The organism is Sphingomonas panni (assembly GCF_022664435.1).
In the GTDB taxonomy this organism is placed as follows: Bacteria; Pseudomonadota; Alphaproteobacteria; order Sphingomonadales; family Sphingomonadaceae; genus Sphingomonas; species Sphingomonas panni.
The window spans coordinates 253,150-267,420 of record NZ_JAKREU010000007.1 but is presented as its reverse complement, the minus strand read 5'-3'; the positions used below and the strand labels follow the sequence as shown (position 1 = coordinate 267,420).

Annotated in this window: 14 protein-coding genes and 1 tRNA gene; 4 read left to right on the top strand and 11 right to left on the bottom strand. The window is 67.6% G+C overall.

Translation table 11 applies throughout. The annotated features are described in order from the left end of the window. The first annotated feature begins 50 nt into the window (after positions 1-50). Positions 51-127: transfer RNA gene (locus tag MF609_RS14920), tRNA-Met, on the top strand. A 54-nt stretch (positions 128-181) separates the two neighbouring features. Here MF609_RS14920 and pobA read toward each other — a convergent pair. From pobA to MF609_RS14885, 7 genes are all read right to left on the bottom strand, one after another. Beyond that, positions 182-1,351: a 4-hydroxybenzoate 3-monooxygenase gene (gene pobA, locus MF609_RS14915; RefSeq protein ID WP_242417076.1), complete on the bottom strand. Its 1,170-nt coding sequence runs from the start codon at positions 1,349-1,351 to the stop codon at positions 182-184. Beyond that, on the bottom strand, positions 1,348-2,295 hold the full coding sequence (locus MF609_RS14910) for a Gfo/Idh/MocA family oxidoreductase (protein ID WP_242417075.1): 948 nt from the start codon (positions 2,293-2,295) through the stop codon (positions 1,348-1,350). Before MF609_RS14910 ends, pobA begins: the two co-directional genes overlap by 4 nt. Positions 2,296-2,419: 124 nt before the next feature. Beyond that, positions 2,420-3,262, bottom strand: a complete 843-nt coding sequence (locus MF609_RS14905; protein WP_242417074.1) for a class III extradiol dioxygenase subunit beta — start codon at positions 3,260-3,262, stop codon at positions 2,420-2,422. Continuing rightward, positions 3,262-3,672, bottom strand: a complete 411-nt coding sequence (ligA, locus tag MF609_RS14900) for a protocatechuate 4,5-dioxygenase subunit alpha (protein WP_242417073.1) — start codon at positions 3,670-3,672, stop codon at positions 3,262-3,264. Before ligA ends, MF609_RS14905 begins: the two co-directional genes overlap by 1 nt. Then, positions 3,669-4,688: an amidohydrolase family protein gene (locus MF609_RS14895; RefSeq protein ID WP_242417072.1), complete on the bottom strand. Its 1,020-nt coding sequence runs from the start codon at positions 4,686-4,688 to the stop codon at positions 3,669-3,671. Before MF609_RS14895 ends, ligA begins: the two co-directional genes overlap by 4 nt. Beyond that, complete coding sequence (locus MF609_RS14890; RefSeq protein WP_242417071.1) at positions 4,685-5,533, bottom strand: NAD(P)-dependent oxidoreductase; 849 nt, start codon at positions 5,531-5,533, stop codon at positions 4,685-4,687. Before MF609_RS14890 ends, MF609_RS14895 begins: the two co-directional genes overlap by 4 nt. 54 nt (positions 5,534-5,587) lie before the next feature. Next, the gene (locus MF609_RS14885; RefSeq protein WP_419723101.1) at positions 5,588-6,784 is read right to left on the bottom strand and encodes a LysR family transcriptional regulator; all 1,197 of its coding nucleotides are present in this window, start codon (positions 6,782-6,784) and stop codon (positions 5,588-5,590) included. 105 nt (positions 6,785-6,889) lie between these two features. On the opposite strand from MF609_RS14885, the gene MF609_RS14880 reads away from it, so the two are divergent. The 3 genes from MF609_RS14880 to MF609_RS14870 are packed head-to-tail and all read left to right on the top strand — an operon-like array spanning position 6,890 to position 9,493. Then, on the top strand, positions 6,890-7,561 hold the full coding sequence (locus tag MF609_RS14880) for a 4-carboxy-4-hydroxy-2-oxoadipate aldolase/oxaloacetate decarboxylase (RefSeq protein ID WP_242417070.1): 672 nt from the start codon (positions 6,890-6,892) through the stop codon (positions 7,559-7,561). Continuing rightward, the gene (locus tag MF609_RS14875; RefSeq protein WP_242417069.1) at positions 7,554-8,609 is read left to right on the top strand and encodes a 4-oxalomesaconate tautomerase; all 1,056 of its coding nucleotides are present in this window, start codon (positions 7,554-7,556) and stop codon (positions 8,607-8,609) included. The genes MF609_RS14880 and MF609_RS14875 overlap by 8 nt, the downstream gene beginning before the upstream one ends. Continuing rightward, complete coding sequence (locus MF609_RS14870) at positions 8,606-9,493, top strand: amidohydrolase family protein (RefSeq protein ID WP_242417068.1); 888 nt, start codon at positions 8,606-8,608, stop codon at positions 9,491-9,493. Before MF609_RS14875 ends, MF609_RS14870 begins: the two co-directional genes overlap by 4 nt. A 124-nt stretch (positions 9,494-9,617) precedes the next feature. Here MF609_RS14870 and MF609_RS14865 read toward each other — a convergent pair whose 3' ends face one another. From MF609_RS14865 to MF609_RS14850, 4 genes are read right to left on the bottom strand one after another with little or no spacing between them, the layout of a single operon-like run. Continuing rightward, entirely contained in the window at positions 9,618-11,351 is a 1,734-nt protein-coding gene (locus MF609_RS14865) for a tannase/feruloyl esterase family alpha/beta hydrolase (RefSeq protein ID WP_242417067.1), read from the bottom strand. A 14-nt stretch (positions 11,352-11,365) separates the two neighbouring features. After that, positions 11,366-11,896 carry a DUF3237 domain-containing protein gene (locus tag MF609_RS14860; protein ID WP_242417066.1) on the bottom strand — a complete coding sequence of 177 codons (531 nt, stop codon included), beginning with the start codon at positions 11,894-11,896 and terminating at the stop codon, positions 11,366-11,368. 51 nt (positions 11,897-11,947) lie between these two features. Continuing rightward, positions 11,948-12,937, bottom strand: coding sequence for an alpha/beta hydrolase (locus MF609_RS14855; protein ID WP_242417065.1), 990 nt, complete (start codon positions 12,935-12,937; stop codon positions 11,948-11,950). Positions 12,938-12,958: 21 nt separating this feature from the next. Then, a complete protein-coding gene (locus tag MF609_RS14850; protein WP_242417064.1) occupies positions 12,959-14,017 on the bottom strand; it encodes an alpha/beta hydrolase in 1,059 nt (352 codons plus the stop codon). Positions 14,018-14,271: the final 254 nt, after the last annotated feature.

Sequence of the window (14,271 nt, the reverse complement as noted above, 5' to 3'; positions counted from 1 at the left end):
CCATTCACAATGCCACATACCCCTCCCGCCCAAATGGGCGACAAAGGTGTCGCGGGGTGGAGCAGCCCGGTAGCTCGTCAGGCTCATAACCTGAAGGTCACAGGTTCAAATCCTGTCCCCGCAACCATACGTCATCAAAAGCCCCGTCTCCCAAGAGACGGGGCTTTTGTGCGTTCCGGAGCTATAGTGGTAGGCCGACATAATTCTCGGCGATCGTGGTCTGCATCGACAGCGAACCGGCGACATAGTCCAGCTCTGCCGTCTGCATCCGATGTTCGAACGCTCCGTCCTCCGGAAAACGATGCATCAACTTCGTCAGATACCAGCTGAACCGCTCCGCCTTCCAGATCCGCGCCAATGCCCGGGTCTGATACCCGAGCAGCCCGGCATCGTCACCGCGCTGGAAGAACGCGATCAGTGCGTCGGACAGGTAGGCGACGTCGGACGCGGCGAGGTTCAGTCCCTTCGCACCGGTCGGTGGTACGATATGGGCGCTGTCGCCCGCCAGGAACAGCCGGCCGTGGCGCATCGTTTCGAACACATAGCTGCGCAGCGGCGCGATCGACATTTCGAGGGCGGGACCACGGGTGACCTTGTGGTCGCTCAGCGGATCGAACCGTTCGGCGAGTTCATCCCACAACCGGTTTTCGCTCCAATCCTCCACCCGTTCGGTCCGCGGCACCTGCACATAATAGCGGCTGCGCGTGGCCGAGCGCATCGAGGCGAGCGCGAACCCCCTGTCCGTGTTGGCGTAGATCAACTCGGGGTGGCAGGGGGGAACGTCGGCGAGAATGCCGAGCCAGCCGAACGGATATTCGCGTTCGAACTCGCGCACCGCTGCCGCCGGAACTGCCTTGCGCGAGGGGCCGTGGAAACCGTCGCAACCGATGAGGAACTGGGCGTCGATTCGGGTCGCGACGCCGTTCCGGGTGAAGGTCACGAACGGCGCGGCGCTGTCGATATCGTTCAGCGCGACGTCCTTCGCGTCATAGAGGATCGTCAGACCGCGTGCCGCCGCGGCGTCCATCAGGTCGCGCGTCACCTCGGTCTGGCCGTAGACGGTGACGTGGCGTCCGGTCAGCGCCGTGATATCGATCCGGATCAGGTGATCGGCGGTGGCGAGATTGAAGCCTTCCTCGATCAGCCCCTCCGCACGCAACCGCTGGTCCAGCCCCAGCCGGGCCATCAGATCGGTCGTCACCGCCTCCAGCACGCCGGCACGGATGCGGCCGAGGATATAGTCGGGCGACTGACGTTCGACGACGATGCAGTCGACCCCGGCTGCGCGGAGCAGGTGCCCGAGCAACAGGCCCGACGGCCCGGCCCCGACGATGACGACCGAGGTTTTCATCGCGCAGCCGCCAGTTGCCGGTCGAGCGCGTCGAGGACGCGGTAGCAGGGCATGACCTGCGCCACGCTGGCAATGGGTTCGCGGCCTTCGCGGATCGCGGCGATGAATTCGCGGTCCTGCAGTTCGATCCCATTGGACGACACCGCGACGCCGGACAGGTCGATCGGTTCTTCCTTGCCCGTCACCAGGTCGTCGTAGCGGGCGATATAGGTGCCGGTGTCGCCGATATAGCGGAAGAAGGTGCCGAGCGGCCCGTCATTGTTGAAGCTGAGCGACAGCGTGCAGATCGCGCCGCTTTCCGCCTTCAGCTGGATCGACATGTCCATCGCGATGCCCAACTCGGGGTGGTGCGGCCCCTCAATCGCATTGGCCTGCACGATCGGCCCGGCCTGATAGGCGAACAGGTCGACCGTGTGCGCGGCATGGTGCCACAACAGATGGTCGGTCCACGACCGCGGCTGCCCCTTCGCGTTGATGTTCTTCCGCCGGAAGAAATAGGTCTGCACGTCCATCTGCTGGAGGTGCAGTTCGCCGGCTGCGATCTTGTTATGCACGAACTGGTGACTGGGGTTGAAGCGCCGGGTGTGGCCGCACATCGCGGTCAGGCCGGTTTCCTGCGCCTTGGCCAGCACTGCTTCGCCATCGGCCAGCGTGTCGCACAGCGGAATTTCGACCTGGACGTGCTTGCCCGCCTCCAGACATTGCAGCGCCTGCGCGGCGTGCATCTGGGTCGGGGTGCAGAGGATGACCGCGTCGAGGCCGGGCAGCGCCAGCGTCTCGGCAAGGTCGGTGGTGGCATGGGCGATGCCGTACCGGGCGGCCACGGCCTGTGTCGGTTCGAGGTTGCGGCCGACGACCGAGACGACCTCGACCCCGTCGATGTTCTTCAGCCCGTCGAGATGCTTTTCACCGAATGCGCCGGCGCCCGCGAGTGCGATTTTCATGTGTTTCTCCTTCTTCCTTGTCGGAAGGGGGCCGGGGAGAGGGGCTGTCTCTCATCGCCGGCGCTGTCGTTGGTGGTTGGAGACTGCCCCTCTCCCAACCCTCTCCCCCGCAGGGGAGAGGGCGTTAATTGTCTGGTTGCAGGACGAGATGGCCGATGGCGGTGTTGCTGCACGGGACGTGGTAGTGGCGGTGCAGCGCCTTGGTGCGCTTGCCCATCGCGCCGCGCATGATGAGCCACATGACCATCTCGATCCCTTCGGACCCGGTCTCGCGCAGATAGTCGATATGCGGGATGTGGCGGAGCCGGTCGGTTTCGCCGATCATCCCGTCGAGGAAGTCGTTATCCCATTCGGCGTTGATGAGTCCGGCGCGCGGCCCCTGCAACTGGTGGCTCATGCCGCCGGTGCCCCAGACCTGTACGTTCAGATCCTCCGGGAAGCTGGCGACCGCCCGCGCGATCGCCTCGCCCAGTGCCCAGCAGCGATTGCCCGAGGGCGGGGGATAGGTGACGACGTTGACCGCCAGCGGAATGACCTTGCACGGCCACTCGGCGACGTCGCCGAACATCATCGACAGCGGCACGGTCAACCCGTGATCGACGTCCATCTCGTTGATGATGGTCATGTCGAATTCGTCGAGGATCAGGCTTTGCGCGATGTGCCAGGCGAGGTCGGGATGGCCGTGGACATCGGGCACCTGGCGCGGTCCCCAGCCTTCGTCGGCGGGCTTGTACGTTTCGCCGCAACCGATCGCGAAGGTCGGGATGATCTTCATGTCGAAGGCGGAGGCGTGGTCGTTATAGACCAGGATGACGACATCGGGCTTTTCCGCCTTCTCCCATTCGCGGGTCCAGTCATATCCGGCGAAGATCGGACCGAAATAATCGTCGCGATCCTTTTTCAGATCGTGCGCGACGCCGAGCAGGGGCACGTGGCTGCTCGCCACGCCGGCAGTGATGCGGGCCACTATCGCGAATCCTTCTTCGAACGGACGCCATCCGGCGAACGGCCGCCGGCGTTCATCATCGCCTGATAGTCCTCGACCGACACGCCGGTCATCGTGCTGACCGCCTGCACGAAGCTGAGGCCGTCGGTCGAGAACACCTTGGCGAGGAAATAGATATTGCCGCCGAGATCAAGGCAGCGATTATAGTCGCGCGACAGGATCGCCGCGCGCTGCTCGGCACCCAGCGGCCATTCGTCGATATAGGCTGCTTCGTCCGCCTTCCATCGTTCGCGGTTTTCAGGCTTCATCAGGCTCATCGCGAACTGGTTCATGTGATAGCCCTGCCGTGCCCGCGCGGCGGTGAAGACGCGGGTGCCGGGAATATCCTCGAACTCGGCGAGATAGGCGTGAATGTCCTTGGGCTCGCTCATCGGCCGCGCTCCTTCAGCAAGGTGTCGAGACGAGGGAAGACGCGGCGGGCGTTGCCCTCGAAGATCGCGCTCCGCTCCGCATCCGAGACATCCAGCGCGTCGACATAGCGTTTGGTGTCGTCGAAATAGTGCCCGGTCGTCGGGTCGATTCTACGCACCGCACCGACCATCTCGCTGCCGAACAGGATGTTCTTGTTGTCGATCACGTCCGCCAGCAGGTCGATGCCGGGCTGGTGATAGACGCAGGTGTCGAAATAGATGTTGTTCATCAGGTGCGTGTCGAGCGCCGGCTTCTTCAGCATATCGGCAAGCCCGCGATAGCGCCCCCAGTGATAGGGGACCGCACCGCCGCCATGGGGGATGATGAACTTCAGCGTCGGGAAGTCGGCGAACAGGTCGCCCTGCAGCAGCTGCATGAAGGCGACGGTGTCGGCGGCGATATAATAGCCGCCGGTCGCGTGCATCGCCGGGTTGCAGCTCCCCGACACATGGATCATCGCCGGCACGCCCAGCGCGACCATCGCTTCGTAAAAGGGGTACCAGTAGCGATCGGTCAGCGGCGGATGGGTGAAATGGCCGCCGCCCGGATCGGGGTTGAGGTTGCAGCCGATGAAGCCCAGATCGCGCACGCAGCGTTCCAGCTCGGCGATCGAGGCGGTCATGTCCGCCTTTGGGCTTTGCGGCAACATGCACACGCCGACGAAGGTGTCGGGGAACAGGCCGACGACCCGCGCGATCAGGTCGTTGCAGCGGCGCGCCCATTCGATCGCCACTGCTTCGTCACCGACATGCGGCGCCATGGCGGAGGCGCGGGGCGAGAAGATCGTCAGGTCCGCGCCGCGTTCCTTGATCAGGCGCAGCTGGTTCGCCTCGATCGTCTTACGGATTTCCGCATCGCTGATCGCAGGATAGGGCGGGGCGGGTTCGCCCGCCTTGTACGCGGCCACCTGCGCCTCACGCCACGCGTCATGCGCCTTGGGCAGCACGGTATAATGGCCGTGGCAGTCGATAATCATTCACTGTCTCCCAAAGCGGCGAGCTTGGCGGTCAGGCCATCGGGGGGCGTCAGGCCGAGCGACCCGAGCGCGCGCTGGCGGCGGATCGTGCCGCGCGTCATGGCGGGCTCGACTCCCAGCGCTTCCAGCGTGACGGCGACCTCTTCCATCTCGGCGGCGCGGCGCAGGCCGTGCGCCATCATCCGGTCGAGATTATAGGCGATCCGCGTTTCCCAACCCTGCGGCTTCCAGCTGGCATCGAGCGAGGCGATCACCGCGTCGCGTACCCCGGCACGCTCGGCGGCGAGCACGCATTCTGCGGTCAGCGCCTCCAGCCCCTTCACCATCACCGACCGGATCATCTTGATCGACGATGCCGCGCCGATCGTCGGGCCGGCGATGGCGACATTGGTAAAGCCATGGCCACGTAGCACCGCCTCCGCCTCCGCTGCATAAGGCCCGGCGAGCAGCAGCGGCACGGCTAGGCGCGCGGGCAGGACCGGCGCCAGCACTGCGACGTCGACATAGCGGCCACCGGCGGCGGTGATCGCCTTCGCAGCGGCGCGCTTCGTGTCGGGCGCGACGCTGTTCATGTCGAGCCAGAGTGCGTCGGGGGCAAGCAGCGCGGCATAGGCTTGTGCCGCGGGCAGCGCCTGATCCGCAGTAACCAGCGAGAAGACTGTGTGCGCGCCGGTCAGGGCTTCTTGCGGCGTGTCGCAGCCCGCGACTTCAGCGGCGCGGCAGGCGTCGAGCAGTGCGCCGCGCGTCGCCGGATCGGCGACCTTGCGATCATAGGTGCGGGTGCCGGGGCGGGCGAATGCCTGTCCCGCTTCGCCGAACCCGATCGAGGCGATGATCCTTTCCATATCCGGGGGGTACCGGGCGTGGCCGTGGTCCCGCCAATCGGAAAGCACCGGGGCTTATCGGTTTTCCTGAAGTCTGGTTTCGTTCGATGCGCGTTGCAACAGGGCGATCAGGCGTGCCTGCCCGGCGGTCGGACGCCATCCGCTTCGGGTGGTGATGCCGATGGTGCGCACCGTATCGGTCAGGTCGGGACCGATCCGCACCAGCAATCCGGCATCGACCTCCAGCGCGACCTGATCGGGGGACAGCAGGGTCAGCAGGTCGCTTTCCGCCAGCAGCCCGCGGATCACCATCACCGATCCGCATTCGACCGGGACCGGGGGCAGCGGGCGACCGGCGAACAGCATCTCCCAATGGTGCCGTAGCGGCGTGCCGACCGGGCCGACGACCCAGCGTTGGGCAGCAAGTTGTTCCAGATCGACCGCCTTGCCGGCCAGCGGATGGCCGACGCGCCCGAAAATGGCGAGCCGGTCGGTGAACAGCGGCACCTGATCGATACCGGCGGGCGGATCGCTGCGCAGCGCGCCGATCATCAAGTCGATCACGCCGTCGAGCAGCGGGTCGACCAGTTCGCGCCACGATCCCTCCACCACGTCGATGACCGTGCCCCGCGCATCAGCAAGGAACAGGGCGAGGGCATGGGGCAGCAGCAGCGCACGGCTGAGCGGCATTGCGCCCACCGCGATGCGGCCGCCTTCGTCGGCGTCGCCGCGCGCCTCGACGATGCCCGCCGCGATCTCCCCCGCCGCGAGGCGCACGCCGCGCGCCAGAGCGCGCCCGGCAGTGGTCAGTACCATGCCGCGCCCGCGCCGTTCGGCCAGCGGCGTCGCCCAGATCGCTTCCAGTTCGCGGACGGCGCGGTGGATCGCCGGCTGAGACAGGCCGCTGCTGGCTGCCGCGCCGGCAAAGCCGCCGGCATCGGCGAAGTGCAGGAACGCCTCCGCCTGGGTCGCGGTCATCAGCGCGTCGGGCCGGGCGAAGCCGCGCTTGCCGCCACGCCGTCCGATCCCGGCGAGCAGGGTGAAGGCGCGTTCGGTCCGTTCGGCCAGTGCCAGGCCGGCGGCAGTTGCGGTCATGCCGTCGGGGCTGCGTTCGAACAGGCGGGTACCCAGCTGGCGCTCCAGCTTGCCGAGGCCCTGGGTCAGCGCGGGCTGCGACAGGCCAGCGGCGTCGGCAGCGCGGTTCAGGCTGCGCTCCGCCACGATATGGCCGATGGCGCGCAGGTGGCGCAGGTTGAGGTCGAACGGCTTCACGATGGCGGATATAGCAAAAACTTATCGGCGGCGCGCAAGATCGATTGGCAAAGTGCGGGCCGGCGCGGGACGAACGGGGCAACTTGCCCAGCTGAAGGAGCCGCCATGAACGTCGTCGTGCAGAATATCGAACGGGCCGATGCGGCGGTGATCGACGGCCTCGCCGCCGCCGGGGTCGCCACGGTCCATGAGGCGCAGAGGCGGATCGGGCTGCTCGGCCATCAGCTGCGCCCGATCTATTCGGGCGCGCGGATCGCGGGCAGCGCGGTGACGATCTCCGCCGCCCCCGGCGACAACTGGATGGTGCATGTCGCGATCGAACAGTTGCAGGCGGGCGATATTCTAGTGCTGGCGCCGACATCCCCCTGCATCGACGGCTATTTCGGCGACCTGCTGGCGACCAGCGCGATGGCGCGCGGCTGTCGCGGGCTGGTGATCGACGCGGGCGTACGCGACGTGCGCGACCTGACGCAGATGGGTTTTCCGGTCTGGTCGAAGGCGGTGTTCGCGCAAGGGACGGTCAAGAACACGCTGGGGTCGGTCAACGTGCCGGTCGTCTGCGCCGGGGCTGCGATCGAGCCAGGCGACGTGATCGTGGCGGATGACGATGGCGTCTGCGTGGTGAAGCGCGCCGATGCGGCGGCGGTGCTGGACAAGGCGCGCGCGCGCGAAGCCGCCGAAGAGGGCAAGCGCGTACGGCTCGCTGCCGGGGAACTGGGCCTCGACATTTACGACATGCGCCCGCGGCTGGAAGCGATGGGGCTTAAATATGTCTGACGGCGTGCGCTGCATGTGGATGCGGGGCGGCTCCTCTAAAGGGGGCTATTTCCTGAAGGACGACCTGCCCGCCGACCCGGCCGCACGCGACGCGTTCCTGCTGCGCGCGATGGGATCGCCCGATCCCCGGCAGATCGACGGCATGGGCGGCGCGGACCCGTTGACCAGCAAGGTTGCGGTGGTCAGCGCTTCGAACCGCGACGGAGTCGACGTCGATTATCTGTTCCTGCAGGTGTTCGTGGATCAGGCGATCGTGACCGATGCGCAGAATTGCGGTAATATTCTTGCCGGGGTCGGCCCGTTCGCGATCGAGCGTGGGTTGGTCGCGGCACAGGATGGCGAAACGCGGGTCGCCATCTTCATGGAGAATACGGGCCAGGTCGCGGTCGCGACGGTGCAGACCTCCGGCGGGCGCGTAACCTATGCCGGTGATGCGGAGATCAGCGGTGTGCCCGGCACGGCCGCACCGGTCCCGCTGGCGTTTCGCGATACGGCGGGGTCGTCGTGCGGGGCGTTGCTGCCGACCGGGAACGGGGTCGACACCGTCGACGGCGTGGCTGTCACGATGATCGACAACGGCATGCCCTGCGTCGTGATCGCGGCCGAAGACGTTGGAATCACGGGCTATGAGGATCGCGAGACGCTGGACGCGAACGACGCGATGAAGGCGCGGGTCGAGGCGATACGGTTGCAGGCAGGGCCGCTGATGAACCTGGGCGACGTGACGGCCAAGTCGGTGCCCAAGATGATGCTGGTCGCGGCACCGAAGGACGGGGGCGCGATCGCGGTGCGGTCATTGATCCCGCACCGGGTCCATGCGTCGATCGGGGTGCTGGGCGCGGTCAGCGTCGCCACCGCCTGCCTGATCCCGGAGTCACCGGCCGCGAAGGTGGCGAAGGTGCCGCAGAAGCGGCAACTGACCCTGGGGGTCGAGCATCCGACCGGGGTGACCGAATGCGTCGTCACGCTGGACGCGGCGGGGCAGCCGATCGAGGCGGGGATGTTGCGGACCGCGCGGAAGTTGATGGATGGGGAGATTTTCGCGTGAAGGACGAACAGGGACGCATCCGCAGCTGGACGCTGGAACCCTCCACGCCGCGCTTCGTGCCGCCGCCCGGCGCGGTCGACGCGCATTGCCATGTGTTCGGGCCGCAGGCGGAATTTCCGTTCAGTTCCAAGGCGAAGTACCTGCCGCAGGATGCCGGGCCGGACGCGCTGTTTGCGCTCAGGGCCAAGCTGGGGTTCAGCCGCAACGTGATCGTACAGGCGAGCTGCCACGGCACCGACAATCGTGCAACCTTGCACGCCATCGCGGTATCGGAGGGGACGTGTCGCGGGGTGGCGGTGGTCGATCCCGCGATCAGCGATGCGGAACTGGACGCGCTGCACGCCGGCGGCATTCGCGGGGTGCGGTTCAATTTCCTGAAGCGGCTGGTCGATGACGCGCCCAAGGACAAGTTCCTGAACGTCGCGCAGCGCATCGCGCGGCTGGGCTGGCATGTCGTCGTCTATTTCGAGGCGGACCTGCTGGAGGAAATGCGGCCGTTCCTGGCAGCGATCCCGGTGCCGGTGGTGATCGACCATATGGGGCGGCCGGATGTGGGGCAGGGGCCGGACGGCGCGGACATGACCGCGTTCCGCAGCCTGCTCGACAGCCGTGACGATATCTGGACCAAGGTGACCTGCCCGGACCGCCTGGACCCGGCCGGACCGCCCTATGCCGATTTCGTGGCGGCGGTGCGGCCGCTGGTGGAGGCCTATCCGGATCGGGTATTGTGGGGCACCGACTGGCCGCATCCCAATATGGAGAGCGTGCTGCCCGACGACGGCGCGCTGGTCGATGTGATCCCGGCGATCGCGCCGACGGCGGAATTGCAGCGCAAGCTGTTGGTCGACAATCCGATGCGGTTGTACTGGCCGGAGGAAGGGTAACCTTCGACGCGTTCGTCATTCCTGCCGAGGCGGGAATCCATTGCCGCTGACGTTCCGGCTGGATGCGCGACGTCGGCGGGTATGGACGCCCGCCTTCGCGGGAGTGACGAAGCGAGCGGCCTTATTACGCCTTCTGGCAGGTGAAGGCCGCTGCCTTTTCCGTATCGCCGGCCCCCGCGACCGGACGCGCGACGAGCGGATAGGGGCAGAGCGGGCGGGTGCGGCCGGGCCATGGTGTCATCGGGCCGGCCGAGGCCTCGATCCGGTCGGGGGCCTGTCCCTGTTCGACCCAGCGGACCAGCGCGCCAAGGCCGTCGAACTGATCGGTCGCGGGGCCGCCCTGGCAATGCGCCATGCCCGGCACCGGGAAGACGCGGACGAACGACGCGGCCTGCCCCGCGTTCCTGCCGTTCACGTCGTTCCACCATGCGATGGTGTCGTTGATCGAAAAGACCGGGTCGGACGCGCCATGCGGCACGATCATCCGCCCGCCATGCTTGCGGAACGCCGACAGGTCGCTCGACCGGGCGGCGATGTCCTCCCATGCGGATCGCGGAAAGCCCGGCGCGGTCGCGTGGATCGCGGCGGGATCGCGGTCGAAGTCATAGGCCATGGCATAGTCCATGCCGGCCTGCGGTCCCGGACCCAGCGCGCGCGGCGGCGTGGAAAAGATCGTCGCCAGCGCCGGTGCGCCCATGGCGGCGTTGATCGCGGGCACTGCCGGCGTCTCCAGCCCCAGTTTCCAGATGCGCCAGCCATTGTCGGACATGCCGGCATCCCAAGGGAAGCTGGCATAGAGCGCCTGCCCCCGGCTGTCGTGCGGACCGCCAAAGGCGCGGACCATCGCGTCGATCTGTGCCGGAGCGAGGCAGCTCTGATTCTTTTGCCCGCTGCACTGACGCGCGCGCAGTTCGCGGACGACCTCCGCCGTGCCACATTGTGCGAAGGCGCCGACCAAGCCATCGGCGAGGCCATCCCTGGCATCGCACGCCGCCAGCACCGCCTGCCGCGCGAGCAGCAGGTCGGCGTTGGAGAATGCCTGTGCCAGCCGGGCGACGGGCACGCTCGTCTCACCGGGCGCGCGGACCAGCGCGGCATAGCGTTGCGTGTCCCAGACTTCGGCGATTGCCGCCTTGGGCAGGGCGAAGCCGGGGGCGGCGGCAAGGATGCCGTCGAACGCGTCGGGGTAGCGCTGGGCAAAGGCCATGCCCTCCTGCCCGCCCTTCGAACAGCCGGCGAAATAGCTGTGCGCCGGGTCGCCGCCATAGCGCCGCTTCAGGATCGCGCGAGCGGCGTCGTAGCTGGCCTTCAGCGAGGCATGGCCGTAATCGGCGCGGGCCTGCGCATCGAAGCCGAAGGCCACCGCGCCGCCGCGCGCGGGATCGGCGTTGGTGTCGTTGGAATGGCCCGAATCCTGGCTGATAACGGCAAAGCCCTGCGCCAGCGCGGTCGCTCCGGCGTTGAGCGGCCCGACCGCCGACCCGATATCGCCGTTGGTGCCGCCGCCGCCCTGGAACAGGAAGCGCCGGTTCCATTGTTCGGGCAGGCGCATCCGGAAGCGGATGGCGTATTTCTGCCCGTCCTGCCCGGTGCGTTCGCGCAGAATACCGGTGACTTCGCAATGGGCGGGGAGGGGCGCGGTCTTCGCACCCATGCCGAGATCCAGCACCAGCCCGGCGGCGCGGTCGTCGGCGGTCAGGATGCGCATCATCGGATCGCTCCACCCGCCGGCCATCAATGCGGCGCAGCCCTGCGGTGCGGTGCCTTGCGTCGCGGCCATCGGCGGGACCGGCGTCGCGCAACCGGCCAGCGTCGAACCGGCGAGGATCGCGGCCAGGGTGACATGCCGTCGCGTCATCTTGCTCTCCATCATCATGCCAGTTGATAGACGGTGATCCGCACCGCCGCCCCGTCCGCCGGATCGGCGGGGCCGACCGTGCCGAGGAAATTGCCCTGGTTGAGCCAGCCATGCTTGCCCAAGGGTACTTCGAACACCGGGGTCGTGCGGACCTTTCCGTCGAATACCACGCCCTTGTTGGTGATGTGGATCAGCGTGCCATCGCGCTCGCGCATCAGATAGGCGGCCTCCAGCAGGGTCGATCCGTCGGCGCGGACCAGTTGCCAGTCCATCCCCTCGGGCAGGATCGCGCCGGAAATGCGCGGACCGGCGAAGCGGCCGCCGGTGATCGGGATGCGGATGCGCTTGCCCATGGGAGTCGCGCCGACCTCCTCCGCCTTTCCCAGCGTCACGATCGCTTCATAGACGAAGGTCAGGCCGATGCTGGTGAGCCGTTCGGGCGTCGCCGCCGCGCCGATCGCAGGCAGCGCGGCCGATCCCGCCAGTGCCGCCGACACCCCGAGGATCGAGCGCCGGGTCAAACCATCGGCCGTCACATCCGGCATTCTCGATCCTCTCGTTATTTGTTATTATGCATAGCTAAAATCAGCCAGCCGTCAACCGGCGGGCGGCGCGGTCTTCGCAAATTCCCGCTGCAGCCAGTGATCGAAGGTCTCGACCCAATGGCCGGCGGGCAGGCTGGGCGATCCGACGCCGAAGCCATGGCCCCCTTCGGCAAGGAAATGCGCCTCGACCGGGCGGCCGGCGCGACGCAGCGCGGCCATCATCGCCATGCTGTTGTCGGGCACCACCGCGCCATCGTCCATCGCGTGGAGCAGGAAGGTCGGCGGGGTCGTTGCGGTGACATGGTCGGCCGGCGAGCGTCGCACGACGGCCGCCGCACTGGGATTCTTGCCCAGCAGGCGTTCGGCGGACAGGGCATGGGTGAAGGGCGGCTTCGCGGCGATCACCGGATAGATCAGCGCGGCGGCATCGGGCCGGGCGTCGATCCGGTCGGTCGCGTCGCGGGCGGGATAGACGGATTGGGCGAAGTCGGTTTCCAGCGTCGCCGCCAGATGCCCGCCCGCCGAAAAGCCCAGCACCGCGACCCGGTGCGGGTCCAGCCCGTCCTTCATGGCGGCGGCGCGCACCATGCGCAGGCCGCGCTGCGCATCCTGCAACGGCACGTCGGACCGGTTGGCCCAGCCTTCGCCCGGCAGACGATAGACGAGGACATAGACGGTATAGCCGAGCGCATTCAGCCGCTGGGAAATATCGACGCCTTCATTGCCGATCGACAGGAAGTCATAGGCCCCACCGGGGATGACCAGCACCGATGCGCCATTGGCGTGCGCCGGGCGGAACAGCCGCAGGCCGGGTTGTTCGATATTGCGCAGGAAGGTGGCCGGGCTGTCCGCCGGCACCGCGACCCGCCGGAAACCGCCGCCGGGCGGGGTGCCGGTCCACAGTGGCACGAACGGCGCACCGGTCCACGCGACCGGCGGGGCAGGGCGCTCAGCCACCTTGCCCTGCGCGGCGACGGTGCCCGGCAGCAGGGCGAGCGACAACAGCAACGCGGCGCGAAGCGGGAAGGAACCAAGGGCCATGGGCAATATCCTGTCGAAGAATCATGTCGTTGCGCCATCGATCCCGAAGGCCCGGCGCAGCGCGGCGATCTTGGCCGCGGTGAAGCGCTTGGCAAGCCCGGTATCGGGGGCGACCGCGTCGAAGCCGTGAAAGGCGCCCGGCGTCACGACCAGTTCGGTCGGCACCCCCGCCGCGATCAGGCGGCGGGCGTAATCGACATCCTCGTCGACGAACAGGTCGACCGATCCAACCCCGATAAAGGTCGGCGGCAGGCCCGACAGGTCGCGCACCCGCGCCGGCACGCCGGCGGCGGGCACCGACGCGCCGCCCGGCGCCTGTCCCAGGAACGATCGCCATCCGAACACATTGGCCGGCGTATCCCAGCCGATCCGGCCGATGAACGGCGGGACGGTCCGCGTGCTGCCGGTGCGGTCGTCGAGCATCGGGTAGATCAGCACCTGCGCGCATAGCGGCACGCTGCGCCGGTCGCGCGCCATAAGCGCGAGCAGCGCGGCATGGCCGCCGCCCGCGCTTTCGCCCATTACCGCGATCCGGGCCGGATCGACGCCGAGCGTGGCGGCATTGGCGTGCAGCCACAGCAGGGCGGCATGATTGTCGGCGACCGATCCGACATAGGTGGTTTCCGGGGCCAGCCGGTATTCGACGGTGACGACCGCGCAATCGAGCTGCCGCGCCAAGTCCTGGCATTGCAGGATCGAGCCGCTGGCCGATCCGACGATATAGCCGCCGCCATGGGTGTGCAGGATCGCGGGGCGGCGCGTGCCGGGCTTGGCGTTGATGACGTAGATCGTCACCGGCGGCTGGCCGGGCGCGCCGGGGATGCGCCGCTCGACATGGGGGATGTCGGTCGCGGGCGGCGGCTGGGGGCCGGCGCGCATCGTCCGATAGGCTTCGGTGATCGGCGGCATCGCGGCGACCATCGCCTGAATCTGTCGCGCGGCGGCGCGCAGTTCGGGGGCGACCGCCGCGATCGGGTCGAGCGGTGCCGGTGTCGTTTGCGCCCAGGCCCCGAGCGGCAGCGCCGCGCCGATCCCCGCCCATGCCGCCCCGCGCAGAATGTCGCGCCGTTCCAGTGCCATTCGACTCTCCCGTCGATCGTGCGGGGGTTGGGGCGCAACGCCCGGCCCGCCTCTTGGCTATGACCGATAACGAAATTTTCCGGTCCCGCAACTTCCGTTTGCAAACGATTGAAGTTATAGTTATGAAACATTGCAGTTGGACGATGCCAACGTAGGGAGAGGAACCGGGGGTGTTGCCCCATGGTCGACCGGTCGCGCTCATGCGACGCGGTCGCGATCCTTCCGTTCGCGTCGACGAAAAGAACGACGAAAAT

Coding starts and splice junctions, on each gene's coding strand:
- MF609_RS14895 (WP_242417072.1), bottom strand. CDS start 4,688: ATGATTATCGACTGCCACGGCCATTATACCGTGCTGCCCAAGGCGCAT.
- MF609_RS14855 (WP_242417065.1), bottom strand. CDS start 12,937: ATGGCCCTTGGTTCCTTCCCGCTTCGCGCCGCGTTGCTGTTGTCGCTC.
- MF609_RS14850 (WP_242417064.1), bottom strand. CDS start 14,017: ATGGCACTGGAACGGCGCGACATTCTGCGCGGGGCGGCATGGGCGGGG.
- MF609_RS14865 (WP_242417067.1), bottom strand. CDS start 11,351: ATGACGCGACGGCATGTCACCCTGGCCGCGATCCTCGCCGGTTCGACG.
- MF609_RS14910 (WP_242417075.1), bottom strand. CDS start 2,295: ATGAAAATCGCACTCGCGGGCGCCGGCGCATTCGGTGAAAAGCATCTC.
- MF609_RS14860 (WP_242417066.1), bottom strand. CDS start 11,896: ATGCCGGATGTGACGGCCGATGGTTTGACCCGGCGCTCGATCCTCGGG.
- ligA (WP_242417073.1), bottom strand. CDS start 3,672: ATGAGCGAGCCCAAGGACATTCACGCCTATCTCGCCGAGTTCGAGGAT.
- MF609_RS14875 (WP_242417069.1), top strand. CDS start 7,554: ATGTCTGACGGCGTGCGCTGCATGTGGATGCGGGGCGGCTCCTCTAAA.
- MF609_RS14890 (WP_242417071.1), bottom strand. CDS start 5,533: ATGGAAAGGATCATCGCCTCGATCGGGTTCGGCGAAGCGGGACAGGCA.
- pobA (WP_242417076.1), bottom strand. CDS start 1,351: ATGAAAACCTCGGTCGTCATCGTCGGGGCCGGGCCGTCGGGCCTGTTG.
- MF609_RS14880 (WP_242417070.1), top strand. CDS start 6,890: ATGAACGTCGTCGTGCAGAATATCGAACGGGCCGATGCGGCGGTGATC.